The sequence below is a fragment of the Microbulbifer maximicatervae (SeqCode) genome (genome assembly GCF_052468095.1).
Genome location: NZ_CP174332.1, coordinates 2,059,430 through 2,082,878, shown reverse-complemented (window position 1 = coordinate 2,082,878; position 23,449 = coordinate 2,059,430). Strand labels below are relative to the sequence as shown.

Sequence of the window (23,449 nt, the reverse complement as noted above, 5' to 3'; positions counted from 1 at the left end):
ATGGACGTGTTAAGTGATTTGCTCAGGGTTTTCCACTTAAAAGCACATGTTTTTTTACACAGCCAATTTTATGGTGCGTGGCGGGTAGACACCTCCGGAGAGCAAAAGGCCACCTTTCATCTTGTTACTCGTGGTGTTTGCTGGTTACATTTACCCTCTCAGGATGTGCCAATACCATTAAGGGCCGGTGACTTGGTGGTATTTCCTCATGATGCTATTCATACAATAACCCATAGCCAGGACACACCAGATCCTAAACTGGAACTTAACCAACCTAACGAAGAGGGACAGGCTTTAGGTAGGGCTGCGACAAGTTTAATATGTGGTTATTTTGAGCTCGATCACTTTAGCTGGAATCCTCTTCATGAAGATTTACCTGAGGTTTTAATCGTTCAGAATGATTTGGCTGAAGGTGCTGCACTAATTGAAACGGTGACTCGCTTTATAACATTTGAGATAGAAAACAATTTGCCTGGAGAGAAAATCGCTATTGATCGCCTATCAGAAATTTTATTTATTTATATTGTGCGCGCTCATATGAAGAGCTCACAGTTCACCGATGGATACATTAAAGCACTCGCGGACCCCAAGCTGGGAAAAGTTTTACAGTCTATACATTCTGACCCAGGTTACTCGTGGACAGTTGATAAATTATCCAAACGAGCTGCTATGTCTCGATCCTCATTTTCTGAAAAATTCCTGTCTTTAGTGAAAAAAACACCAATGCAGTATGTTACCAATTGGAGAATGCAGCGTGCTCACCAAGAGTTTTATGAGAAGAAAAATTCAACTGCTCAAGTAGCCCATCAGTTTGGCTACCAATCCGAGGCCAGTTTTAGTAAAGCATTTAAAAAACATTTTGGCTATGGCCCTGGAGCAGCAAGAAGGAAAGGCATCGAATCTTGACATTTCTAGTTATTTTTTTAATAACTCAATAGCCTCTACAGCCTAACAGCCTTCATAAAGGAGGGCTGAGTTAGATTTTACGTGATTTCCCCTCTTCTCTGGCTCTAGCTCGCTCAGCCTCCAGAATGACCTGCTCTACAGAATACTTTATTGCACAAATCATAGTAGCTATAGCGCCAATAAATGTTGTAAACCAAAATGAAACATTTAGCGCAACGAGAATAAGTGACATTACACTCACAGCCAGCAATTTCATGTTATCTAAATGAAAATCAAAAAATTTACGGTCAAGCAAACCCATATGAAAAACAAGGAACAAGCCAATTGCAGCACACGAGACAATGGCTAAAATCGCAGAGGAATCATCTCCAACTTTTACAAACTGATAGAATCCATAATAGACAAACCATCCTAAAAAAGGGCTTAATAAGGCTACCTTTCCAGCAGCTATATCTTTAGAGATATGACGCCAAAAAATTGACCACCGATTTTGTCTATCCTTCTCAAGATTAGTTAATTTAACTACCCCAAAAGGAATAGCTAGCAATCCACCAATGATCACTAAGAAAACTATAACCCCCAATACTGTTTCCAGTATACACCTCCTTCCTTAAGCTGAATTTCATCACAGCCTTATATATGAATTACTTTAATATACCCGGGAATATTTTATTTTTCCTACGTCATTGAGAATTACAGACCATTTTTAGCTGTAGCACCTGCATCAACCTTCATTCGCGCATTGTTCAGATGATCACAAACCATCTCCATACCATCCAGCACCCGAAAAGTATGTCGCTGGATGATATCCGGTGGTACATGGAACAGGTTTCCCTCTTTAACTGCATTAATTCTTGGGTATGCTTCCCAGGCATCCAACCAATCTGGCCGCTCCTCCCCCATTCCGCTGGCGATAATTACTCTCGGGTCTCTATCCAGTACAGACTCAATACTAATCTTCGGTGCTAATACCAATGCATCGGCAAATATATTACGGCCGCCACAGGTTTGAATAACATCGCTAATCAGGTGGTCGCCATTAAGTGTTTGCAGTGGCTCATTCCAAACCTGATAAAAAACACTGACCGAATCCAGGTCCTTATGGCTAAGCTGTATCTGATTCAGTCGCTCAAGCCACTCTCCGGCAGATTTATCTGCATAGTCACTTGTACCTGCAAGTTTACCGAAGCGCTTTACATTCACAGCGATATCTTCAAGAGCATTAGATTCAGATACGAAAACTGTAAAACCGAGATCCTCCAGTTTATTAATCATCTGATCGCCATTTCCCGATCCCCAGGCAACAATCAAGTCAGGATTTAGCAATAGTAAACTCTCATAGTTTACCGCTTTATAGTTACCTATCTCCGGTAATTGCTTGGCTTGCTCGGGGTAATCACTGTAGCTTACTGCAGCAATTAGCTTATCCCCCGCCCCAGCACTGTAAAAGTTCTCCACGATATTTGGCGCTAGCGCAACAATACGCTCTGCTGGTGCAGGCAGTTCAACCCATTGGCCACGGGCATCTTTTACCCGCACGGAATCATCCGCCCAAGTATTACTCACCAATAACAGATTCAAGGTTAAAACAACACGGACAATACTGCTTCGAGACATCTCTTTAACTCGACTATAACTGAGGAGCTTCTAAACAGCTCCGTAACTCACATTGGCAGCCACTGCCACCCATAATATCAATATCGACAATTCACTTATCTCGACCAAACCGCCCAAACAATCGCCGGTATAACCACCAATAGTCTTATCCCACAGGCGACGCCAGAATAAGACCAGGGCAATCAAACTACAGACGATGCCTATGGCAATGGGTATTGGCGCCGCTAAACATCCAATAGCAACTACGATTGCAACTACCGGCAATAGGTCCCATCGGCGCTCGGAGCCAGCGGGCGGTACATGGCCTTCAACACGTGCGTATTGTGAAACTCCCATTAAAGCCAGGGCCGCAGCCCTGGCTAACATAGGTGAGAGCACTAACGGCAGATAGACCCAAGCATCTTTTGTTACTGGGTTTATTAGCTCTAGCAGGGTTGCTATTGCAGCGAACTTTATCAGTAGGAAAACAACAACAGCCGCTACCGCAATAGAGCCGCAGTGGGGATCGTGCATTACTCTCAGAATATGCTGACGTTGTTCTTCAGGATCCGCACACTTATGTCCAGCAAAGTAGGCATCAGTACAGTCAGCAAGGCCGTCGAGGTGTAGTGCACCTGTCAGGACCACCCAGAAACCCAATAGTATTGCAGCTTGCAACTGGGCACCTAAAGGAGCCAGAAGGTAGGCGGCCCCGGATAACAGTACACCAATCACCACTCCAACCAGGGGGTAAAAATATATCGACCGCTTCACCGTTTCCTTGTCCACCTCCCGAAGCAAACCCGCCACCGGCAGCCGGGTAAGAAATACCAGCGCATACAGAAATGCTTGGGATAGGTTGTACAACTTACGCGCAATAAACATAAGCTGACTGCTCTGGGTAGGAAACGGTAAAGGTCTTATTGTCCGAGTCGTATCTCAACGATGCGGCAAACCCGTAGTTAACTTGCAGTGAAATCATTTTCACTGGGAGCCAGTTATTCGCATACGCGAGCAACAACTTGATAACGCCACCGTGAGTAACGAGCAGCAGGGACTCTCCCGAGTATTGCTGGGCTAGATTATCAATAGCTTGAAGAACTCTGGATCGAAATACGGGAAAGGGCTCACCTCCCGGCGGTGCGTGCTTTTCTGGGTCACGCCCCCAGGCTTCACACAGTGCTCGTTGCTCAGTCCAGATCTTATCGACTGACTGCCCCTCCCAGTCCCCGAAACCAATTTCCCGGATATCAGGAACTTCAGTTATCGGCAGCTTTTTCTCTCGGGCAAGCTGAGCAGCAAAGCGTTGGCAGCGTTGTAAGGGTGAAGTAACAATCCGGTCCCAGGAGTCATCGAGCTCGGCAAGCCCTCGCAACATCTGCTCCCTACCCTCACTGGTTAGGGGCACATCAATCTGCCCGCGAAAAATATTTCCACCTTCGCAGGCACCGTGTCGTAAAAGATCAATCCGCAACTGGCACTCCTGCCTCACTGAAAGTGAACATTTTGTTATGCAGGTTCAGCGCTTGCTTGATAATACTTATGGCCAACACTGCACCTGTGCCTTCGCCAAGGCGCATATTGAAGCTCAGCAATGGCTTCACCCCCAGGCACTCGAGGGCCAGTTTGTGACCAGACTCGTCAGAGAGATGGGCGTAGAGCAACCAGGGTTTCACTGACGGATTAATAGCACCGGCAATAGCTGCCGCGGCAGTCGCCATAAAACCATCAACCAATACAGGGACACCTCGCTGGGCACTGGCGATAAACGCTCCCGTTAAGGCTGCAATCTCAAAGCCACCAAAAGTTTGCAGAATAGCAAGTGGCGAGCCCAGCGCTGCCCGGTGCTGCTCCAAGGCAAATTCGATCAGTTCCACCTTGCGGGCGAGCACTGCATCGTCGATACCTGTTCCTCGCCCCGTAATGATGCCAACCTCTAGTTCAAAAAGGGCGGCAAACATGGCAGCGGCGGAAGTGGTATTGCCAATACCCATATCTCCGCCAATAAAACAATCTGCATCGGTAGACTGGCGGCGACCGGCATCAAGAGCAAGAGCCAGCTGCTCTTGGGTCATAGCGGGATTCCCCTGGGAGAAGTCCGCAGTAGAGGGAGCTATAACTTCATCAATCAGGTCCGGGTGTTCAGCGGGGGCCACACAACCCAGATTAATTGCGGCAAAGTCAGCATTCTGTTCGCGGCTCAATACATTGATAGCCGCCCCACCCTCGCAGAATAGTTTCAGCATTACAGAAGTGACTGCCTGAGGAAATCGGGAAGTTCCCTGGGCTGCAATACCGTGATCAGCACCGAATACCCGCACCGACAAATTATTCAGTAGGGGTTGCTCCCTCCCCTGGAATCCGGCGAAATCCACGGCAATGCTCTCGAGCCGACCGAGCGCGCCTTGCGGCTTAATCAATTGCTTCTGGCGGGCAATCGCGGCATTGCGCGCACTCTGGTCCGGGGTTGGTGCAGGCTTATCGAGCCAACTGAGTTCATCTATCATCATTATCAGTTTTAGGTGATTTTACTTTACAGTGAGCGGCAAACCTGCAATTGCCAAGGTGACGCTATCAGCTCGCTCGGCTAATGCCTGATGAAGCCAACCTGCCGCATCCACAAATTCCCGCGATAACTGCCCAAGGGGCACAATACCCGAACCGACTTCATTACTGACAAAAATCCAAGGTGGGGTAATACCGTTAGCGAGAGTACGCCTCTGATCAATACATTGCAGAAGCGCCTCTTGCTCACGCTCCCAAACGCCCTGATGAAGACAGTTGCTCAACCACAAAGTGAGGCAGTCCACCAGTACACAGTGGGACTCAGCAGCTGTAACCAGAGCCTCTGCCAATGCAATAGGCTCTTCCAGGGCCTGCCAGCGATGATCCCGGTCTTCCCGATGTCGAGCAATACGGGTAGACATTTCTTGATCGCCCGCCGTAGCCGTTGCCAGGTAGGTAAGTCCACCATCGCTACTGCTGCTTAGCCACTGCTCCGCGCGCTGTTGCGCGAGCCGGCTTTTTCCACTGCGTGCGCCTCCTAGTACCAGATGCACACCAATGGAACTAGACATCGGCAATCACCAGGGATTTACCGGTTACCGGGTGTGGCATCACCGTGACACTGTAGCCGTAAAGCTGCTGCATATTCTCCGCAGTCAATACATCCTCTGGATTTCCGTAGGCCATACTGCGCCCCTGCTTTAAGGCGAGGATTCTGTCGCTATAGCCGCTGGCATGGGCCAGATCATGGACCGTCATTACCACAGCTACGCCACTTCGCGCGAAGTCTCTTACCGCTCTCATCATTCCATATTGGTGTGCAATATCCAGGCTGGCAGCGGGCTCATCTAATAAGAGGAGCCGCTCTCCCCCATCCTCTGCCCGCCAGATCTGGGCCATCACCCGAGCCAATTGCAAGCGCTGCTGCTCGCCGCCGGATAATGTTGGGTACAGGCGCTCAGACAAATGACTAACATCCAGCGCAGCCATGGCTTCCAGGCAGATCTCTCGGTCCCGGTCAGTGCCGGTGGAATGCGGAGTTCGACTGAGGGCGACCAGTTCCAGCCCAGTAAAGGCAAATGTCAGCGGGTTATTTTGCGGCAGGACGGCAACTTGCCTGGCTCGATTGCGGGCGGACAACTTTGAAAAAGAGCTGCCTTTAAAGTGGACCTGCCCGGAATCCATCCTGACTTCGCCGCACAGGGCACGCAGCAGAGTCGACTTACCCGCGCCATTGGGGCCAATCACACAAACTAGCTCGCCGACATCTACCTCCAGGTTGATATCTTGCAACAGCGGCCGATTATCGACACTAACCGCAACTCCCTCCACCTGTAGCAGAGCCATTAAATTGCCCCCCTGCTTTTACGCAACAAGGAAACAAAAAAAGGCACCCCAATCAGTGCGGTAATCAGCCCTACCGGGATCTCCACCGGGGCAATAATGGTTCGTGCCAGGGTATCGGAAACTAGTAATAAACTGGCTCCAGCCAGGGCAGAAAGCGGCAACAGTTGCCGGTGATCAGGTCCTACCCACAAACGCACTATATGGGGCACTACCAGCCCCACAAAAGCTATACTGCCGGCTACAGCAACCGAAGTGCCCACTCCAGCCGCAACAAGCACTATCAAACGGGTTTTTACCCGCTCCACATCAATACCGAGGTGCCGTGCCTGGGATTCTCCCAATAAAAGAACATTTAGTGAGGTGCCGAAGCGGGACATACTGGCAAGCAAAACGCCCAGCACGGCCAAAACCAGAAAAGCGCGAGGATAGCTCGCTGCATCCAGCCCCCCCATTAGCCACAGGCTCATACGGCGCAGTGTGTCATTATCAGCAAAGTACTCCATTAGCCCGATCAGGCTTGCGGAAAAAGCGGTAACGGCAATCCCCATTAGCAACATGGTGGCCACGGAAGTGCCATTAATACTTTTCGCCACTTTGTAGACCAGTGTCACCGCTAAAAGGCCGCTGAAAAAAGCAGCTATGGATACAACGGGCAAACTCCCAAACGCAGCGGCAACCTCCGCTCCTAGCAGGATGGCCAAACAAGCACCGAGAGAAGCCCCTGCGGTAACACCAATCAGGGATGGGTCAGCTAGAGGGTTTCGAAATAAGCCTTGCAACATTGCCCCGCAGATGGCGAGCACAGCACCCACTCCAGCCGCCAACAGCGCCCTTGGCAATCGTATTGCCTGAACAATATCCCCAGCGAGTCCACCATCGCCCTGGCCACTGATCGCGGCAAATAGTTGTGAGGGTGAGAGATACACTGCACCTATAGCAACGGCAGCAGAAAAACTAAGGGCAAGTGCTGTGGGCAGTAACCACCAGGCAATATTTAATGCTTTGATACGGGTAACAGTCACTGGGTATCCTCTTGCAGCGCTGCCGTCTCCCTGGTTCCCTCAAATTGCTCGAGCCAGTTTCCCTGGATATTCTCGGCAATAGTCTCAGCCAGCCTGTCCAATTGTTGCTGCCGCTGATCACCCACATCCAACGGCGTAGAGTCTTTCAACCCACCCCAGGCAAAAAGTGCGCTCAGCGCTTCGGGTGAATCGAACAGCCCATGCACGTAGGTCGCGAATATCTGTCCATCAGCACTTATTGCACCATCAGGCCTGGAATTTCCGTCTTTATCACAGATATATACCGCTGGAGTTTGCAGAGCTACACCTTCTGTTATACCACAGTGAATTTCATAGCCCTGAACAGGAGCAGCTTCTTTTACTTCACTTTCCAAAGCTAAAAAACCGGTAATATTTTTTAGTGCTTTGACGGGCTGTAATCGAGTTATTAAATCCAGATAACCCAAGCCCAGTTCGTTACCCGGGGTATCCTCTACCCCATCCGGGTCCTGTACCTCGCTCCCCAGCATTTGCAAACCACCGCAAATACCCAAAAGTTTGCCGCCATAGCGCAGATGCCGATCCAACTGTGCAGGCCAATCATTTTCTTTTAAGTAAGCCAAGTCTGCCCGCACATTTTTACTGCCAGGAAGAATAATCCAGTCGCACTGTGGGACTGGTTCACGGACACTGACAAATTGCAGATCGATATCCGGATGCAACCTCAGCGCATCAAAATCTGTATGATTGCTTATGCGCGGCAATACCGGCACTACCACTTTCAATCGAGCATCAGCACCGCTCTGTTGGGTGCTAATGGCATCCTCCGCGTCAAGGTAGAGGTCATGGAGATAAGGTAAGACTCCGAGAACTGGCTTGCCGGTATACTCCTCTAACCAGTCAAGCCCCGGCTGAAGTAATTGCAGATCGCCACGAAAGCGGTTGATCACAAAACCGACGACACGCTCTCGCTCTGAGGAAGACAGCAATTCGAGGGTGCCTACCAAGTGGGCGAACACACCTCCGCGATCGATATCGGCAATCAGTATAACCGGGCAATCAACCGCCTCGGCAAAGCCCATATTGGCAATATCGTTTTCCCGCAGGTTAATTTCTGCCGGGCTGCCAGCCCCTTCAACTAACACCAGCTCATATTGATCATCGAGCCGTGCGAAGGAGTCCAGCACTGCATTTTGCGCGGTAGCCTTGTAGTGGTGGTAATCCAGCGCCTGCATATTCCCCAACACTTTACCCTGGATAATAACCTGAGCCCCGGTATCTGAAGCGGGCTTAAGTAACACCGGGTTCATATCGCTGTGGGGGTCGATCCCACAGGCCTGGGCTTGCAGCGCTTGTGCCCGCCCTATCTCACCACCATCCACCGAAACGGCACTATTGAGTGCCATATTTTGCGGCTTAAAAGGTGCGACACTGACTCCGCGCTGGGAAAAGTAACGAGCGAGCCCGGCCACCAAAGTACTCTTGCCAGCATCGGAAGTCGTGCCCTGAACCATCAACACGGACATAGTGAAAACAACCTAGTAATCTACGCCTTTGCGGGCTTTGATGCCCGCTTTAAAAGCATGCTTAACATCTTTCACTTCAGATACCGTATCCACTAGCTCCTGTAGCGCACTACCACCACCTCGACCAGTCACCACCAAACTCTGTTCCTGTGGCCGCTGGGCCAGAGTCTCCAATACTTTGGACTCATCTAAGTATTTGTAAGCGAGCATATAAGTGAGTTCGTCCAACACCACTAAGTCATAGGTGGTATCGGTGAGCATTTTTTCTGCCTCTGCCCAGGTTCTCTCTGCAGCAGCAATATCACTGGTGCGATCCTGAGTATTCCAGGTAAAGCCAGTACCCATTTGATAGAGAGTAACTTCCGGGCAATGGTTTTTAAGGAAAAGCTCTTCCCCAGATTGCTGTGCGCCTTTAATAAATTGCACTACACCCACTTTCTGCCCGTAACCCAGTGCGCGTATCACCATGCCGAAAGCTGAGCTCGACTTCCCTTTGCCATTTCCGGTGAGCAGGACAGCAACTCCACGCTGGGTATCGGCTGCTGCAATGTTGGCATCAACCTTCTCCTTGTGTTTTTGCATTGCCTGCTTGTGCTTGGCATTTCGTTTTTGCTCGTCTTCCGACATGGCCACCTCAGTTCAAGAACCTATAAAAGAAAGTGCTTTAGAAGCTGAATTCCACACCAGCATAACCGGCGAGGCCCGCAGTGTTATAGCCAGTAACTTCCACATAATCTTCGTCGGTGAGGTTTTCACCGCGAACAAATACCGTCGTGGCGTTGTTCAGCTGATAACGGACACTGGCATCCAGCACTTGATAATCATCCAGCGAAGAGCCATCGCTATCTACCACATCCGCACTGGAACGCAGGTTCATAACAAGGCTCAAGTCACTAGTAGGCTTATAAGTGAAGCCGAGATTCGCCAAGTGCTTGGGACTGCGGGCTCGGGGAGAATCATCGGCTTCTTCAGCATCGGTGTAGGTGTAATTGGCAGAGAGCAATAGACTGTCAGTCAATTGCGCTTCGACAACAAACTCAGCGCCTTGGGACACGCTTTCTCCACTGCTTTGCAGGTAACCTGTGTAGTCGGCCATATCGAATCCGATTTCATTCTCAATGACCTGTTTAAACAGTACGAACTCCAGGTAGAGAGAGTTTTCACCAAAGTATTCAACACCAAGATCCAGGCCTCGGCTCTCTTCCGGCTTAAGAGATGGCAACTCTAATGGAGTAAAAGTTAACCAGTCGAATGCGGTAGCGTTGTAGTCAACTTCATATAAGCTCGGGGCACGGAAGCCAGTGCCGTAACTACTTTTTATTTTTACCGTACCGTTGGCAACATCCTCAAATAAATAGGCTGAGCTGGCGCGGAAGCTGTTGTAGCTGCCAAAATCAGAGTTATTGTCATGGCGAAGGCCAAGGGTGATATAAGCCTGATCGGCATAGCTTCCCTGATATTCGGAATAAACTGCCCACTGATCCCGATCCAGGTCGCCCGAAGTATCTTCACGATGCTCTACCCCGTAGACCATTCCATGTTCGCGACTAAACCCGTAGGAACCGGTGAAGTTCAACTTTTCGATATCACCTTCCGCTTCATAAAAGGGCACGCCTTCACTGATATAGGTACGCTGCAAATCAGAACGTGTATAAGCCAACTCCTGCTGACCATCTTCGCCTTTATGAGCTAAGCTGACACGAACACTTTCCTGGCTGAAATCAAAGTTACAATCATCCTGAGAGGGCCAGCCGCAGCGATCATACTCACCTGAAGCATCGGTATCCCGCGCCACAGCCTCAAGTCGCCACTGCTCAGAAATATTCCAACCTACACGGCCATGCAAGGTTTCATTATCGTAACCGTCGTCATCTCTCAATTCCGTGTCATAACTACTGGTATTAAAACCATCGGTTTCTGCCGCCGCTGCAGAAACAAAATAATCCAATGCTTCATTGGCTCCGCTAGCGCTGGCATTGTAGCGTTCAGTATCGAAGCTACCGCCCTCAGCTGACACCTCAAAGCGCTGCCCTTCACCCTCGCGACGAGTCGAGATATCCAGTACACCACCGGCATCGGCTCCGTAGAGCATACCTTGTGGACCGCGTAATAATTCCACGCGCTGCAAGTTGCTGCTCATAATATGTTCAATATGAGCCCCCGCCTGGGTACCGGTTGGGTCAGAAATGTCGATACCGTCTATCTGGACCAAGGTTCTGAAACCGGACTCTCCACGTACCCTTAAGGAGGTTGTCTTGCCCATACCCCCTGTATTGGTAACAGACACGGAAGGCACACTGCGCAAAACATCGGCAAGGGACACCAATCCCCGCTCTTTTAGCTGCTCTTCATCCAATACAGTTACTGAAGTAGCTACCTGGCGCAGCGGCTCGCCCTGACGGGAGCTCACAACAACCACGGTTTCCAGGTCTGGAATTGAAGATTCGGTAACAGTGGATTCAGCAAAAGACGGCGCGCTCACGGCTGACAGTACAGCCAGGCTCAATATAGATTTTTTCAAGTTTCAACCCCTAAGACAAAAGCACATGGGATCGAGGGAGGAATAGCAATGCGGCACGCCGAAGCGCGAAAGATCGTATTGCAAGATGGTAGCCCTCCGCTCCATCGTGTTTAGAAAAGAGGCCGGTATCGGGCTTACCACTCAGAATACAGGTGGATCACCGTTGCGGGGGCAGCGCCGGATTTCCGGACTTCCCGTTTAACCTTCTCAGCCAATTCAGGGCAGAAGGCACCTCTAATCGTGATCGCGAAACTAGTGGAAAGGTACCGGAAAGTCAACAGAAGCCAAAAAAGACTACCTTTCGCGTCATAAGTCATCAGACACCTGGTTCTGGAGCCGCTCGCGGAGGTCAGTTCCTCCTATTTTAGATACATCGCCTTATTCGGATTATTTAACCATCAGCAAGTTTTTTTGAGATAACACTCAATAACAATTTACCCACGGAGCAAGGAGGATACAGACAGAAATATGAGAGGTTTTTCGTTCCAAGCACGATTATTACTCAGGGTGATCAGAAATTTTATCCGCTCCCTAAGCAAATACTTTCAAGCATGATCGTTAAATAACCATTATTTAGCATTCAAACTCGTACCTATCAGCCCCCTTCCTACAAAAATACAAAAATCACGTCAGCCTATCCCACGGTAGAACCAAACCTATTAGTTTAATAAACATTCATTATCGCTCACTCCAAGAGCACAAAACACAAAGCCTTAGTGTCACTCCAAACCAAGTTATACTTGACCACCCAAAACTACACCTGTAGTCTTCAGGGCTAGCAACGTAGTTAAAAGGTCATCGACATGGTTATTTCAGCTTCAGAGCAAGTAATCCTAGAAGTGCTTTGGAGGGATCACCCCCTAACAGTGGGGCAGATTATTGAACGGGTACAAGAAACTTCTGATTGGCATCCAAATACTATAAAAACGATGCTGAGCAGGCTGGTAACCAAGGGAACTCTTGAGAGAAGCAAAGATGGCAAACGCTATTTTTACTCTCCCGCTATTTCGAGGGATGAAGTTGTTGATGAGGAAACTAACGGACTCCTGTCACGTTTTTTCAATGGCAAAATGGCTCCCCTGCTTGCACACTTCGCCCAGCATAAAAAGATATCAACTCAAGAGTTAAAAGAAATTGAAGAAATTTTAGACAAGCTGAAGAAGAAAAATGATTGAGTGGTTATATCAAACATCAGTTGAAATCACTTTACTAATTGGTTTAGTTCTACTGATAAAAGGTTTGGTCCGGCGTTATTTGGGTGCACAGATAGCATTCCTGCTCTGGCTAATTCCTTTGGCTAGGTGCTTTATGTGGCAAAAACCAGAAGTCGGCATTGCACTTATTGAGTACCAGGCCTTTTCGGCTGATAACATTTCTATAAAGATATTTCCTAATCCAGATGTTACGGTACTTACTCCCGACTTTTATTTAATCTGGGCCTGGTTGATCGGGTTCTCTGCCTGGGTGATCTATAGACTTTTTTCTATATACACACTTAAAAATCATTTAATCAAAAATCGACAATCTATTCCGGTAAAAGAGATTATCAAAATTCATAAACCATTAGCACTGAAAGCCCACACCATATATAAAACACACATACCTTCCGCTCCATTTGTTACAGGCCTATTAAAGCCTGCAGTATACTTACCGGATGATTTCTATTCACGATATAATAAAATTCAACAACGCTATATTCTTGCCCATGAACTCTCCCACATTGCATGCAAGGATTTATGGGTTCAATTGATCTATGAAATCGTCCGTGCTGTATTTTGGTTCAATCCACTAATTCATATAATCGCACCAATAATCCGAGAAGACCAGGAACTGGCATGTGATCATCGAACTCTAAAAAATAGCAATAACAATGAACGCTTAGAATATGGTCGCGCATTAACAAAACGTTTATACGTGAACATCCTCCCCGCCACTATGGCATTTCTATTAAACCAAAAAGAGAGATTTATCATGCTTGAAAAACACCACAACTCAACAGTAAAAACAACATTAGGTGGCCTATTTGTTCTTACTATAGGGTTTATTGGCCTAACCCAAACACCACATGTAGTAGCTGATGACTCATCTTGGCCAAAGGAAACCATGCAACTTAACTTTGAAGAGATCCCGCTAAGCGAAATGACTAGAATGATTTTCAACTTCGCCCAACAAGATGTTGTCGGCATTGAACAGCTACCAAATCAAAAAGTTACAATCAAAATTGACTCTGTAAAGCCCTACCATGCGGCAAACACTTTATTAAGGTGTTATGGATTCAAAATGGAGCAACGCGATAATCACTACACTGTAACTCAAGAATTTTCAAATATTGATTTTCACGATTCACCTCAAACCTGCGTTAGTTCAGAACTCGGATAAACCAGGCAACAATTTTTAGCAATCAGATTAATAAAAAGTACCCCTGAGTATATTCACTCGCGAGTCAGGCGTACTTTCCCTGTCTGAAACACTAACCATACCTACTCATGTCGTGGTCACATTCCATGAATGAGAAGCCATCAGCTTTAGACAAAATGTTTTACAAAATTTGACGTTATAAATCATTAACTGTAGTACCAAAGAGGAGCATTTACCCCTCTAACTATTATCAAATACTGCAAGCCAATCTGTGTAATATTTATCCGCATATTGACGAAAGAATGGAAACAACCAAGATGCACTTCTTTCATGAAGATTAAACCCACATCCATCATCAACAAGTACATCTTTGTCAACTATTCCGGAGAGCGCATGATGTAGAGCTGAAGCGCATAGTAGAAATTGCCCTATTGAATCGGCGATAGGCCTAAAATCCCACCCCCCAGCCCCATGCATGGCACGATATACCTTTGAATTTCGGTTGCTTTCGGCCAAGTCTACAATGATTGGATCTGCACCCTCATCGGCGAATAAAAACCAAGTTTTATCCCAACCGGGTATTGGCTGATTATCAACCGGGTTGTAGTTATATCCATTCATCACCCATGACAAGCGCCTGGCACTATAAAGATCAATTGGATTGCCCACGCCATCAAGATATTGGCTGTGGGCAGGCGCATAGTGAACCATATACTCTTGAAACTCTTTCGGAAAAACAAAATCCCTTTCCTTTTGCAACCGAAAACAGATAGAGTTTCCACCTCCCTGAAGTTCAAAATCTGTCTTTGAAAAACTATGGATCAACTCAATATAATCTTTAATATCCATACTACGTAACTCGCGAAACTACTTGCTGTATTTTTTTTTTGGGGGGGGTACATATTAAGCAAAGGGTGCGGCTTACCCTACTCATCTAGCTGCTACCTACTTACCACCTTGCTTCTGACAGCATGAGGAATACTGTATATTTTACAGAAGCACCCAAAATAGATTTTTGTATATTCTTACATACATCTTCCTATTTTGATGTGCCAACTAAAATACAACCAGCACCAATAAAAGTGGAACCAAATATCCGACCGAGAAATCGACTTGAAGCCATACTCCTTGACCATTTCTTGGTACCGAAAGCTAATAAGGTATAACAAAATAAACAGCTAAAAGATAATGCCATAAAAGTGAAGACCAGTAAGGAAAACTGAGGTAATAGTGGGTCGGACAATGAAATAAATTGTGGGAAAAGCGCGGTTGTAAATATTATCGCTTTAGGGTTCGTTAAGGCAATTAAGCCCCCTTGAATATACAAACTCAATGCACCTCGTCTAGCATTACAAGTTACCTCAGAAGAATCCACTCTTCCTATTCCATTTTTCCAAAGCTTAACTCCCATATAAATCAGATATCCAGCCCCAACCACCTTTACCACAGTAAACGCCAAAGAAGAGTTAAGGACAAGTACACTCAATCCAATAACTGAAAGCCCGGACATAACAAACAAGCCAGATATATTGCCCAATGCCGTGAACACACCTCCTCTAACACCATTCGATAGAGTATTGATAGAGACTAGTAGTGCCGCTGGGCCAGGGGTAGCAGTTGCCAAGAGTGCGATTGCGCAAAAGGCCAACCAATTTTCAAACGCCATTTAACTCACCCTAGCAACTATTACTATCTCAAGGAAATGGAAATCACTGACAGGACTAACCTTACCTACCATATGCTATATAAGCAACCAAGAAAGACCGAATGAGCTAGCTATTATAAACCAGTCTAAATTACCCCATCTCCAAAACTGAAAAGATAAAGAGCACTAACTTTATAGGAAACAATAGAGATCACTCAATTATCCTTACCCGGCCACTAAAAGCTCTCTTTATATACCCTTCAAATTTTATCAGCCATTTTTCGTCTGGCGGCGCACTATTCTTTATACGGCCGGTATTTACCACTGCAACCATAAGAAATTGGCAGAAAATATCTACAAACCTAACAACCAGCCACAAATTGGAACCTACGTACAACCCGAATAACAAAATATTTACCAGCAGTACTCTACAAGCCCTTAAATATATAAACGCCATCACATAACAAGAAAAACCATCAAACAAAATGCTTGTATATTGAAAAATTATGCGTATACCATTCAATCGTGGTAAGTAATTTGGAATACCCTCACAAAAATTAAGAAATCATTTATAGGGAACATTTATGAAAAGATTACTGGGCACAGGAATAATAGCAGCCCTCTTTTTTATCAGCTCTCACACAACAGCTGCAACAATGGAGTGCTATGTCGACACCATTAAGTTTGATACATACAGACCAAATGTTTGTTTCGCATTAGTATGGGGTGCGAATACAGCAACTGCGGCATTTAGAATAGAAGAAGATACAAGCAAAGTAATTAGTTCCGTAATTTGGTCAGATGATGCTCATAGTTGTGGAACCACTTCTGACAGGTATTGTTCTTTTACGATTCGTGCATTTAGGGCATATACCGCTAAGGCAACAATACTTTATCAAGATGGTTCATGGGACACAGCATCTGCTATCGCCTCATTTGAAGATGGAAGCTAAGTGATAATTTAAAATTAACAAAAAAGGGCATACTTGAACTATGCCCTTTTTTATAGTTGTAGAAGAAAGAAAGTACACATTACTAACCAATACTACTTTTCCCCGACATGACCACCTAGCCTTAAAAGCATCCTCAATATAATCTGACTCCGTACTTATATAGGGTCAAAATTCAACAAACAGTCCTTATCGACCCACAATCAAACTATAGATAAACTTTATTTATCAAGAATAATATTAAAGCCACCATAGATTAACCTCTTACCATCAAATGGCATAGGGTTTTGATCTGGGTTCATCCTCGGATCATCCATAACCGCCTGCCATCCAGAGTCTCGAACCTCTTTAGAAGGCCAGAGGACCCAGGAGAACACTACAGTTTCATTGCCAGCACACTTTACGGCCAAAGGAAAAGAGGTTAATTCGCCTTCTGGAACATCATCACCCCAAGTTTCAACAACCTTTAGGGCCCCCTGCTCTTTAAATACCTCTGCAGCAATTTTTGCATGCTTAATATATTCTTCTTTGTTATCTGAGGGTACAGCTGCTACAAATCCATCTGCATAAGACATTTTTAACTCCCCGACATTTTCTAATTTGATAAGTTACTATTGAAATTAAATACAGATTTAAAAAGCACTTCTACTGCCCTGATCTAGTGATAGCGATATCTCTCTATCACCAACCCTTCTTACACCCTACATAGAGCACAAAATCAAATGCTATCACTCTTTTCTTTTGAGGTATTTTCCAAACCTCCTTAGCCTTACGATAGGCCCGCTCCATAAATTCACCACCCATGTCATCTATACATCTCCGCACAGCCGAAAAAGTATGTATAAAATTAAAAAACTCATTCAGGTCCCAGACTGCTTCCATAGTTGGCTTCGAAACCTGTATAGCACTAAAAGGAAAGTCTATATCCTTAAAATGATTCCAGAGCAATTTGTTTTGTGGAGCCCAGTACGTCTCTATTGGACCCAAAATAAGTTCATTGAATATTTGAGCCAGTTCTCCATCTAAGACTGGCCAGTTATAGCCCCAAGCTGAAAAAATACCTTTTGGCTTCAAAACCCTTAGAACTACGGGCCAAAAATCATCAGGGTCAAACCAATGCAACGCCTGGGCTACACAAACCAAATCACAACTCTCATTCGCCAGGTCACACTGCTCAGCAGTGTCCTACTTGATAGTGAATTTTAGGGTGAGCTTTAGCCGCTTTTATTTGCTCGGCGCTAATATCAGTTGCGTACACACTACTAAATAGTTTTGCCAATCCTATCGCCGCCTGACCACTACCGCAAGCACAATCCCAGGCAAGTTTATTTGATGGAGCCAAGCTTGAGAGACACTTATAAAGCTCTGGAGGATAGGTTGGCCTAGCAGTCTTTAAAGCTCACTCTTGTCACTGAATAGTTTGTGATGGTGCATTCCTGCCCCCGACAAATAAGGTTCTTTAAGCAGCCGCGGCAAGATAATATATATGAGCTACTATAGCTGCACCTCTTACCCTAGCTCTTAGGTCGTAATCAAAAAAACCATATTATTCTTATTTATTAGCAGCTGGGACCCCCTCCAAGCATTACACTACCAATAACTTTTTGAGATGCAACAATTCATGTAACACCAATACTGGCGCGATAGTGGACATCAATACTCCAGCCCAATACCAACAAACTACAAAATAGCGATACCTTGCCCTTCCGAGACATAATACGAGCATCATCTTCCAGGTAAAAACTTGACAGCTTCGATATCACGCATAATTTTCCGCCACTAGCTATGCAGACCAAATACACACTAGGAGTCATAATAGAACTTCGAAACAGCAATAGCACAAAATACTCTAAGAGCTTTGCTTCAACGGACTTCTAAACAGGCGAAACATAGTCCTCCATCCAGGGCCAAAAACAAGCCAAAAAATAAGAGTGCTTTGAAAATATCATCCCACATATAAAGTGCAAATGATTTATCTGGATTACCGATCATTCATGTCATTGCTCGAATGAGAGCTAGGGTGATTACGCAGGCTAACAGTGTTTTTATAAATACAATCAATTCATACCTTAACTTGGGCCAACCATAGTCGGGACTAGCCGGCTTGGACTCGCCGGTAAAATGCCTAGCAAAGATCATATCGGCCCATTGAATCAAATTACGACCAAAGACAACTGAAAAAGCAATATAAGCAGCGCCAAGACCGCGAAAAAAATGTTGTAGTTGTACCACTTAGAATATCAAGTACTGTAGCGCTGAGCAGTACGACATCGACTATCGGGGTAAAGTACTATCTAGATACCCCGAAGTTACCAAAGGATAAGCCCATAGGCTTACCCCTCGGAGGACCTTACTAGACAGGCTCGGGCTCTCTCAGCGGCCGTTGTTTTGCTACCGCAGCCGACTTATCAGGTAACGGCAAAGCGACAGGTACTTGCTGCGCCTGGCTGGTAGCCATTACCACAGTACTACCGTGACGTGCAGCAGTTACCAGCGCATCATTATCTGCAATGGCAGTCATAAAGCGCAACGCTTCGTCTGCGCTGGTACCGGCGCTGGTAAGAACCTTAATAGCCTCGGCTGCACTTTGTGCATATACCCGTCGTGCCTCCCCCATTTTCTCCATACGAATCTTTACGGACTCGCCATCAGCTTTAGCCTTACCCACTTCGCGCTCTCGGATCGCCTCAGCCTCGTAGGTAGCGGCCTGCTTCTCCCGCTGCATTTCCATAACTTTGTTAGCCTGAACCTCTACCGACTTGGGTAGCCGCGGCTCATCTGATAATACATCGACAATCTCTACACCAAAGTCGTGGAAAAATTGGCGAAGGCGCTCCTTAGCCTTGTCAGCTATATGTTCTTTTTTGTTATAAACGTCTTCCAGCTCAATGCCGTTGGCAACAGGAATAGCTGCATCTGTTGCAAACGACTTCAGCTGTGCCTGGTAATTCTCTAGATCATAGAGAGCTTTGTATGCAAGCTGCACATCCGACGACACCTGATGCTGAACCTTAAGAATCAAACCAAATGTGACATGATTACTGGTCTTTAGACTCAACTCAACAGGGGTTTCGTGTAGAGCCGTTGAGGCTTTTTTGTCTACCCAGGAAAGGTAGGGAATAATCAAGTTGAAACCAGGAGTGGCAGTTTTCCAGTACTTACCAAGAAATAGCACGAAGTGGTACTGCTTTGGCTCCACTATCACGATGGATTTAGCTAGCAAAAAAAGTACTACAGCTCCAAGTATCGCAGGCCAAAAAGGTAAAAGTGTAAAGAGTTGTTCCGGCATATTTAAAAGCCCAGTCAGAATAAATTATATAAGATGTGCAAATTATCTTACTCAGCAAGGGGCAACCAATGGATAAGCAAATATCCCCCCTACTAAGAGCACTCACCCACAGCTTACATCAACTACAACATGCTGGCCACAAAGCTACTGCCCAAAACCCAACTGTAAGTCTACTACCCCCCCAGCAGGGTAAAAGCAAATGTAAAGAACTTCACTAAACCCGCTACAGACCAATAAACAACAATTTTCCTGGAAAAACCCTTAAATTAAAACCCGCACCAATAAAACTATTGTTAGTACAACTTACCATCACTTAACTATTCTTCTGCAACAAAGTATCCAAAATCAAATCTACAGTCATTTATCTTTAAGCAATTGTTTTTGCGATTCAAGCCTATTCAAGTTACTTTACATGATATGGATGGGCTTTAAAAAGGAGGTACTTTGTGCCGGCTACAGAGCTCTCCAGAGTATTAGGTGCAGAGGAGGCTATGTTCACCGAGTTGGCAAGGCGAACTTGCGGGGGGACATTAGTAATCTCCTTTATCAAAGTACTCACCCCTCTTAGCGTTGAAAAATTGATAAGTGGTTTCGCATCGGCACATAAAATCTACCCACTTTTACAGGCAAGAGTTGAGTCCGGCAACAAGCTACGATGGCGCTGCGACGTACCATTCGAGTCAATTCCAATTGAGGTTCGAAAATTGAAGGAGCCTCTTGATTTCGAGGCTGAATTCAATCGCCGGGGGAAGACGGGCCTTGATGTTGAAAAATGCACATACACACTTTCTTTCTATATTAATTCCCATGGCGAAGTTGAATGGATCTCACTAGTCAGCAGCCACGCAGCTTTGGATGGCCGATCAGTGATGACTTTATTCTGTATTTTGGACATATTCTTTAAAGATGAAGGAACATTCAGGTTGGGCGGACAACCACTTTACGAAGCTGTCGAAAGCTACTTTAGCTCCTCTAAATACTTTGCCCATGAAAAACCATCTTCTCAAAAAGATGAACTTTTTAATTGGCCCGTAGAGGAACCTGCTTTTGTATCAGAACGTGAAGGTCATGCTATATATCGGCAATTTCCGATTGCAGAAATTTCACAACTGGTAAAAATAGGAAAAAGTCACAAGGTAAGGCCAAGCGCCCTGTTTTGCGCCATTGCGATTCAAGCATCCAAAATATTACCCAACCATAAAGATTGGATAAAGATTTTACTACCCATGGATGTTCGTGAACTCTGCGGAACTGAAATTGGATTAAGTGCAGTAGGTGCTTTTTCATCAGCAACTACTCTTGAAATCATGCCCAATATAGATATAGATGATACTTGGCAACTAGCGCGCCACTTACAGATTGAGCTTGATAAACAGGCGGAAGAAGGAGAGCCATTCAAGTTCATGTTCCCCAAGAAATACAAACTCGAGGATATTATTGAATGGGCTCAGGATTATGAGGAAAAGAAATCTGTCTTTTCTGAAGGAATGTGTATATCTAATGTAGGCAGCATGAAAGCGCTTGGCACAGCAATGAAGCACTTTGAAATCATCACGGCAATTCCATTTCAAACACATGGAGCTCACCCTATCTCACTACTAACCTATTCAACGGTACGTAATTCTGTATTTATATTTTCGTACTGTGATCCACTCACAAAACGAGATAGCGTTTTGAATTTTGCAGAAAAATTCATCAACACTATCAAGAGGCTTTTAGAACCTGAGAACTAACCTTTGACTTGAAAAAACGAACAAAAACAAAAGTAAAGCAAAGGCGCCCACTACTTCCTAATCAGCCGAGTCTACCCCCCAAACAATTTCACCTTATGTACGATTCTCCAACAAAGAAACAATTGGTCACTACAAGTGACCACCAAAAATCAATGCAAGGAAATATTGGCAACGCCAACCAAGTACAGTCAGTCATATCATATACATCTCACAGATTTCACTAAACATCAACCTTAAGCCAATAAACCATATAAAATTCAGTACTTGTTTTTTTAATGTAACCTACCAAAAGGAGGCGACGTTACTAGCTTTATTGAAAGGCATACATGTATTCCAAAGGAGCTATTGCCCCATACCCCTACTCAAGTAATGCACCTCAAACCAGTCAACATTAGATCAAGCCACGACAAATCTTAGCCAACACTTATGTATTCCGAACATGTATATATAGATAAGCAAGCAATATTTAGGTATCAATATTTTTGCATCTTAACTTCTATTTTATTAAGTTTGACATTAAGTCAATCTGTTCTTGGAAAGAGCACCTATGTCCAGCCGAGAGCCCTCCAGGGTGCTGGGGCCTGAAGAAGCATTATTTACCGAGCTAGCCAGGAGAACTTGCGGGGGAACCTTGCTGGTTTCCTTTTATAAAGTTCTAATTCCACTGAGTGTCGAGCAACTTAAAACTGCCTTTTCTTTAATCCATAAAATTTACCCCCTTCTACAGGCTCGTGTTGAGTCAGGTGAGCAACTGCGCTGGTATTGCGACGTACCCTTTGAGGATATCCCTTTAGAGATAAGAGAGTTTTCAAAACCCATTAATATTGAATACGAATATACTCGCAGAGGTAAAACAGGACTCAACGTTGAAGCATGTACATATACTCTTTCCTTCTATCTAAATTCACTAGGTAAAGTCGACTACATATCTATGGTCAGCAATCATGCTGCATTGGACGGCCGGTCTGCCGGGATCATATTCTATATTTTAGATTTGTATTTTTTGGATCAAGGAAGATTCAGATTAGATAGACAGCCGTTATACGCCCCTGTTGAGACCTACTTTGATTCAAGCAAGCATTTCTCCAACCAGCAAACATCTGGAATTAAAGAAAATTTATTTAAATGGCCAGTAGAAGAAGCCGCTTTTGTTACTGAACGGGAGGGCCATATTTTATATCGCAAATTTGCTATGGAGGAGCTCTCTCACGTTGCAACTATTGGCAGAAAACACAAAGTAAGACCTAGTGCGCTTTTTTGTGCTATTGCCATCCAGGCATCAAACATACTGCCAAATCACAGAGAATGGATCAAAATCTTATTACCCATGGATGTCCGCGACCTATGCGGTACCGGAATCGAGTTAAGCGTTATTGGTACCTTTTCTGCAGTTACTACTCTTGAGGTTACACCAGATATCGATATCGAGAACACCTGGGAGCTGGCAAAACACTTGCAGATTGAACTTGATCGGCAGGCAGAGTCCGGCGAATATTGTAAGTTTAACTTTCACAAGAACTATGATTTAGGGAATATTATTGAGTGGGTTGAAAAATACGAAACCAACAATCCCTACTTTCTTGAAGGATTATGCGTATCCAACTTGGGTAACCTGGAATCCCTGGGTGTGCACATGAATTTTTTTGAACCTATCATAGGTACCTCACTCCAAACTCACGGCGCCCATCCAATATCATTGAGCACTTATTCAACAGAAAAAAGTTCCGTTTTTGTCTTTTCATACTGTGACCCACTGACAAAAAGAAATAACGCTTTAAATTTTGCTGAAAAATATATCAACACTCTAAAGAATTTGATATGAATCAACTGCACATAAACTAGACGTCTCAAGCTATCGAGTCACTTTCGGCATGTACCACTCACAAAAACACAGCGCCATAAAAGCAATGCATTTAAACCATACGCAGTCTGTATATTAAACACTAAGATTATCTTACAGACTCATAGGGGAGTTTATTAGGAAGCCGAACGACCTGCACTCATACCTTTTGTTTAGAGCGTCACTAGGAGTCAATAAATTAACTGAATCTTGCCTCATTGGTTCTACACCT

Annotated in this window: 23 protein-coding genes, 1 pseudogene and 1 riboswitch; of the genes and pseudogenes, 6 read left to right on the top strand and 18 right to left on the bottom strand. The window is 45.4% G+C overall.

The genetic code is table 11. From position 1 onward, the window contains the following. On the top strand, window positions 1–906 hold the full coding sequence (locus ACJJIL_RS08960; RefSeq protein WP_445361726.1) for an AraC family transcriptional regulator: 906 nt from the start codon (window positions 1–3) through the stop codon (window positions 904–906). Window positions 907–976: 70 nt separating this feature from the next. On the opposite strand, the gene ACJJIL_RS08955 is transcribed toward ACJJIL_RS08960, so the two are convergent. From ACJJIL_RS08955 to ACJJIL_RS08905, 11 genes are all read right to left on the bottom strand, one after another. Further along, window positions 977–1,489: a hypothetical protein gene (locus tag ACJJIL_RS08955; RefSeq protein ID WP_445361725.1), complete on the bottom strand. Its 513-nt coding sequence runs from the start codon at window positions 1,487–1,489 to the stop codon at window positions 977–979. A gap of 110 nt (window positions 1,490–1,599) precedes the next feature. Next, on the bottom strand, window positions 1,600–2,523 hold the full coding sequence (locus tag ACJJIL_RS08950) for a cobalamin-binding protein (protein ID WP_445361724.1): 924 nt from the start codon (window positions 2,521–2,523) through the stop codon (window positions 1,600–1,602). 30 nt (window positions 2,524–2,553) lie between these two features. Further along, complete coding sequence (gene cobS / locus ACJJIL_RS08945) at window positions 2,554–3,387, bottom strand: adenosylcobinamide-GDP ribazoletransferase (protein WP_444927998.1); 834 nt, start codon at window positions 3,385–3,387, stop codon at window positions 2,554–2,556. Next, window positions 3,371–3,976 carry a histidine phosphatase family protein gene (locus ACJJIL_RS08940; protein WP_445361723.1) on the bottom strand — a complete coding sequence of 202 codons (606 nt, stop codon included), beginning with the start codon at window positions 3,974–3,976 and terminating at the stop codon, window positions 3,371–3,373. Before ACJJIL_RS08940 ends, cobS begins: the two co-directional genes overlap by 17 nt. Beyond that, entirely contained in the window at window positions 3,966–5,012 is a 1,047-nt protein-coding gene (gene cobT / locus ACJJIL_RS08935; protein ID WP_445361722.1) for a nicotinate-nucleotide--dimethylbenzimidazole phosphoribosyltransferase, read from the bottom strand. Before cobT ends, ACJJIL_RS08940 begins: the two co-directional genes overlap by 11 nt. 18 nt (window positions 5,013–5,030) lie before the next feature. After that, window positions 5,031–5,579 carry a bifunctional adenosylcobinamide kinase/adenosylcobinamide-phosphate guanylyltransferase gene (gene cobU / locus ACJJIL_RS08930; RefSeq protein ID WP_445361721.1) on the bottom strand — a complete coding sequence of 183 codons (549 nt, stop codon included), beginning with the start codon at window positions 5,577–5,579 and terminating at the stop codon, window positions 5,031–5,033. Continuing rightward, the gene (locus ACJJIL_RS08925) at window positions 5,572–6,354 is read right to left on the bottom strand and encodes a heme ABC transporter ATP-binding protein (RefSeq protein ID WP_445361720.1); all 783 of its coding nucleotides are present in this window, start codon (window positions 6,352–6,354) and stop codon (window positions 5,572–5,574) included. The genes cobU and ACJJIL_RS08925 overlap by 8 nt, the downstream gene beginning before the upstream one ends. Beyond that, complete coding sequence (locus tag ACJJIL_RS08920; protein ID WP_445361719.1) at window positions 6,354–7,376, bottom strand: FecCD family ABC transporter permease; 1,023 nt, start codon at window positions 7,374–7,376, stop codon at window positions 6,354–6,356. Before ACJJIL_RS08920 ends, ACJJIL_RS08925 begins: the two co-directional genes overlap by 1 nt. Then, a complete protein-coding gene (locus ACJJIL_RS08915) occupies window positions 7,373–8,881 on the bottom strand; it encodes a cobyric acid synthase (RefSeq protein WP_445361718.1) in 1,509 nt (502 codons plus the stop codon). Before ACJJIL_RS08915 ends, ACJJIL_RS08920 begins: the two co-directional genes overlap by 4 nt. A 12-nt stretch (window positions 8,882–8,893) precedes the next feature. Then, the gene (gene cobO / locus ACJJIL_RS08910; protein ID WP_445361717.1) at window positions 8,894–9,508 is read right to left on the bottom strand and encodes a cob(I)yrinic acid a,c-diamide adenosyltransferase; all 615 of its coding nucleotides are present in this window, start codon (window positions 9,506–9,508) and stop codon (window positions 8,894–8,896) included. Window positions 9,509–9,545: 37 nt separating this feature from the next. After that, window positions 9,546–11,402: a TonB-dependent receptor plug domain-containing protein gene (locus ACJJIL_RS08905; RefSeq protein ID WP_445361716.1), complete on the bottom strand. Its 1,857-nt coding sequence runs from the start codon at window positions 11,400–11,402 to the stop codon at window positions 9,546–9,548. Window positions 11,403–11,505: 103 nt separating this feature from the next. Then, a riboswitch (cobalamin riboswitch) is annotated at window positions 11,506–11,653 on the bottom strand. Between the two features lie 552 nt (window positions 11,654–12,205). Between ACJJIL_RS08905 and ACJJIL_RS08900 the strand changes: the two genes are divergently transcribed. Then, complete coding sequence (locus ACJJIL_RS08900; protein ID WP_444928006.1) at window positions 12,206–12,577, top strand: BlaI/MecI/CopY family transcriptional regulator; 372 nt, start codon at window positions 12,206–12,208, stop codon at window positions 12,575–12,577. Continuing rightward, window positions 12,570–13,781, top strand: a complete 1,212-nt coding sequence (locus ACJJIL_RS08895) for a M56 family metallopeptidase (RefSeq protein WP_445361715.1) — start codon at window positions 12,570–12,572, stop codon at window positions 13,779–13,781. The genes ACJJIL_RS08900 and ACJJIL_RS08895 overlap by 8 nt, the downstream gene beginning before the upstream one ends. 219 nt (window positions 13,782–14,000) lie before the next feature. Here the strand turns inward: ACJJIL_RS08895 and ACJJIL_RS08890 are convergent, their stop codons facing one another. Then, on the bottom strand, window positions 14,001–14,609 hold the full coding sequence (locus ACJJIL_RS08890; protein ID WP_445361714.1) for an SMI1/KNR4 family protein: 609 nt from the start codon (window positions 14,607–14,609) through the stop codon (window positions 14,001–14,003). A gap of 190 nt (window positions 14,610–14,799) precedes the next feature. After that, window positions 14,800–15,426: a LysE family translocator gene (locus ACJJIL_RS08885; protein ID WP_445361713.1), complete on the bottom strand. Its 627-nt coding sequence runs from the start codon at window positions 15,424–15,426 to the stop codon at window positions 14,800–14,802. A gap of 563 nt (window positions 15,427–15,989) precedes the next feature. On the opposite strand from ACJJIL_RS08885, the gene ACJJIL_RS08880 reads away from it, so the two are divergent. Then, on the top strand, window positions 15,990–16,358 hold the full coding sequence (locus ACJJIL_RS08880) for a hypothetical protein (protein WP_444913958.1): 369 nt from the start codon (window positions 15,990–15,992) through the stop codon (window positions 16,356–16,358). A 218-nt stretch (window positions 16,359–16,576) separates the two neighbouring features. On the opposite strand, the gene ACJJIL_RS08875 is transcribed toward ACJJIL_RS08880, so the two are convergent. The 5 genes and pseudogenes from ACJJIL_RS08875 to ACJJIL_RS08855 form a co-directional block, all read right to left on the bottom strand. Further along, entirely contained in the window at window positions 16,577–16,930 is a 354-nt protein-coding gene (locus tag ACJJIL_RS08875) for a DUF1428 domain-containing protein (RefSeq protein ID WP_413662197.1), read from the bottom strand. A gap of 106 nt (window positions 16,931–17,036) precedes the next feature. Next, window positions 17,037–17,522: pseudogene (locus tag ACJJIL_RS08870) on the bottom strand (class I SAM-dependent methyltransferase); the annotation flags it as partial. A gap of 7 nt (window positions 17,523–17,529) precedes the next feature. Beyond that, window positions 17,530–17,697 carry a methyltransferase domain-containing protein gene (locus ACJJIL_RS08865; protein WP_445361712.1) on the bottom strand — a complete coding sequence of 56 codons (168 nt, stop codon included), beginning with the start codon at window positions 17,695–17,697 and terminating at the stop codon, window positions 17,530–17,532. A gap of 277 nt (window positions 17,698–17,974) precedes the next feature. Then, window positions 17,975–18,118: a hypothetical protein gene (locus tag ACJJIL_RS08860; RefSeq protein WP_445361711.1), complete on the bottom strand. Its 144-nt coding sequence runs from the start codon at window positions 18,116–18,118 to the stop codon at window positions 17,975–17,977. Window positions 18,119–18,708: 590 nt separating this feature from the next. Next, window positions 18,709–19,644 carry an SPFH domain-containing protein gene (locus ACJJIL_RS08855; protein ID WP_413662199.1) on the bottom strand — a complete coding sequence of 312 codons (936 nt, stop codon included), beginning with the start codon at window positions 19,642–19,644 and terminating at the stop codon, window positions 18,709–18,711. A gap of 446 nt (window positions 19,645–20,090) precedes the next feature. Between ACJJIL_RS08855 and ACJJIL_RS08850 the strand changes: the two genes are divergently transcribed. Next, window positions 20,091–21,377: a hypothetical protein gene (locus tag ACJJIL_RS08850; protein ID WP_445361710.1), complete on the top strand. Its 1,287-nt coding sequence runs from the start codon at window positions 20,091–20,093 to the stop codon at window positions 21,375–21,377. A 547-nt stretch (window positions 21,378–21,924) separates the two neighbouring features. Next, window positions 21,925–23,199, top strand: a complete 1,275-nt coding sequence (locus tag ACJJIL_RS08845) for a hypothetical protein (protein WP_445361709.1) — start codon at window positions 21,925–21,927, stop codon at window positions 23,197–23,199. The last annotated feature ends 250 nt before the right edge of the window (window positions 23,200–23,449 follow it).

Bases quoted from the DNA above. Each gene is read 5' to 3' on its own strand.
- ACJJIL_RS08915 (WP_445361718.1), bottom strand. From the start codon at position 8,881: ATGTCCGTGTTGATGGTTCAGGGCACGACTTCCGATGCTGGCAAGAGT.
- cobS (WP_444927998.1), bottom strand. From the start codon at position 3,387: ATGTTTATTGCGCGTAAGTTGTACAACCTATCCCAAGCATTTCTGTAT.
- ACJJIL_RS08885 (WP_445361713.1), bottom strand. From the start codon at position 15,426: ATGGCGTTTGAAAATTGGTTGGCCTTTTGCGCAATCGCACTCTTGGCA.
- ACJJIL_RS08845 (WP_445361709.1), top strand. From the start codon at position 21,925: ATGTCCAGCCGAGAGCCCTCCAGGGTGCTGGGGCCTGAAGAAGCATTA.
- ACJJIL_RS08875 (WP_413662197.1), bottom strand. From the start codon at position 16,930: ATGTCTTATGCAGATGGATTTGTAGCAGCTGTACCCTCAGATAACAAA.
- ACJJIL_RS08925 (WP_445361720.1), bottom strand. From the start codon at position 6,354: ATGGCTCTGCTACAGGTGGAGGGAGTTGCGGTTAGTGTCGATAATCGG.
- cobO (WP_445361717.1), bottom strand. From the start codon at position 9,508: ATGTCGGAAGACGAGCAAAAACGAAATGCCAAGCACAAGCAGGCAATG.
- ACJJIL_RS08855 (WP_413662199.1), bottom strand. From the start codon at position 19,644: ATGCCGGAACAACTCTTTACACTTTTACCTTTTTGGCCTGCGATACTT.
- ACJJIL_RS08895 (WP_445361715.1), top strand. From the start codon at position 12,570: ATGATTGAGTGGTTATATCAAACATCAGTTGAAATCACTTTACTAATT.
- cobT (WP_445361722.1), bottom strand. From the start codon at position 5,012: ATGATGATAGATGAACTCAGTTGGCTCGATAAGCCTGCACCAACCCCG.
- ACJJIL_RS08900 (WP_444928006.1), top strand. From the start codon at position 12,206: ATGGTTATTTCAGCTTCAGAGCAAGTAATCCTAGAAGTGCTTTGGAGG.
- ACJJIL_RS08950 (WP_445361724.1), bottom strand. From the start codon at position 2,523: ATGTCTCGAAGCAGTATTGTCCGTGTTGTTTTAACCTTGAATCTGTTA.
- cobU (WP_445361721.1), bottom strand. From the start codon at position 5,579: ATGTCTAGTTCCATTGGTGTGCATCTGGTACTAGGAGGCGCACGCAGT.
- ACJJIL_RS08880 (WP_444913958.1), top strand. From the start codon at position 15,990: ATGAAAAGATTACTGGGCACAGGAATAATAGCAGCCCTCTTTTTTATC.
- ACJJIL_RS08890 (WP_445361714.1), bottom strand. From the start codon at position 14,609: ATGGATATTAAAGATTATATTGAGTTGATCCATAGTTTTTCAAAGACA.
- ACJJIL_RS08960 (WP_445361726.1), top strand. From the start codon at position 1: ATGGACGTGTTAAGTGATTTGCTCAGGGTTTTCCACTTAAAAGCACAT.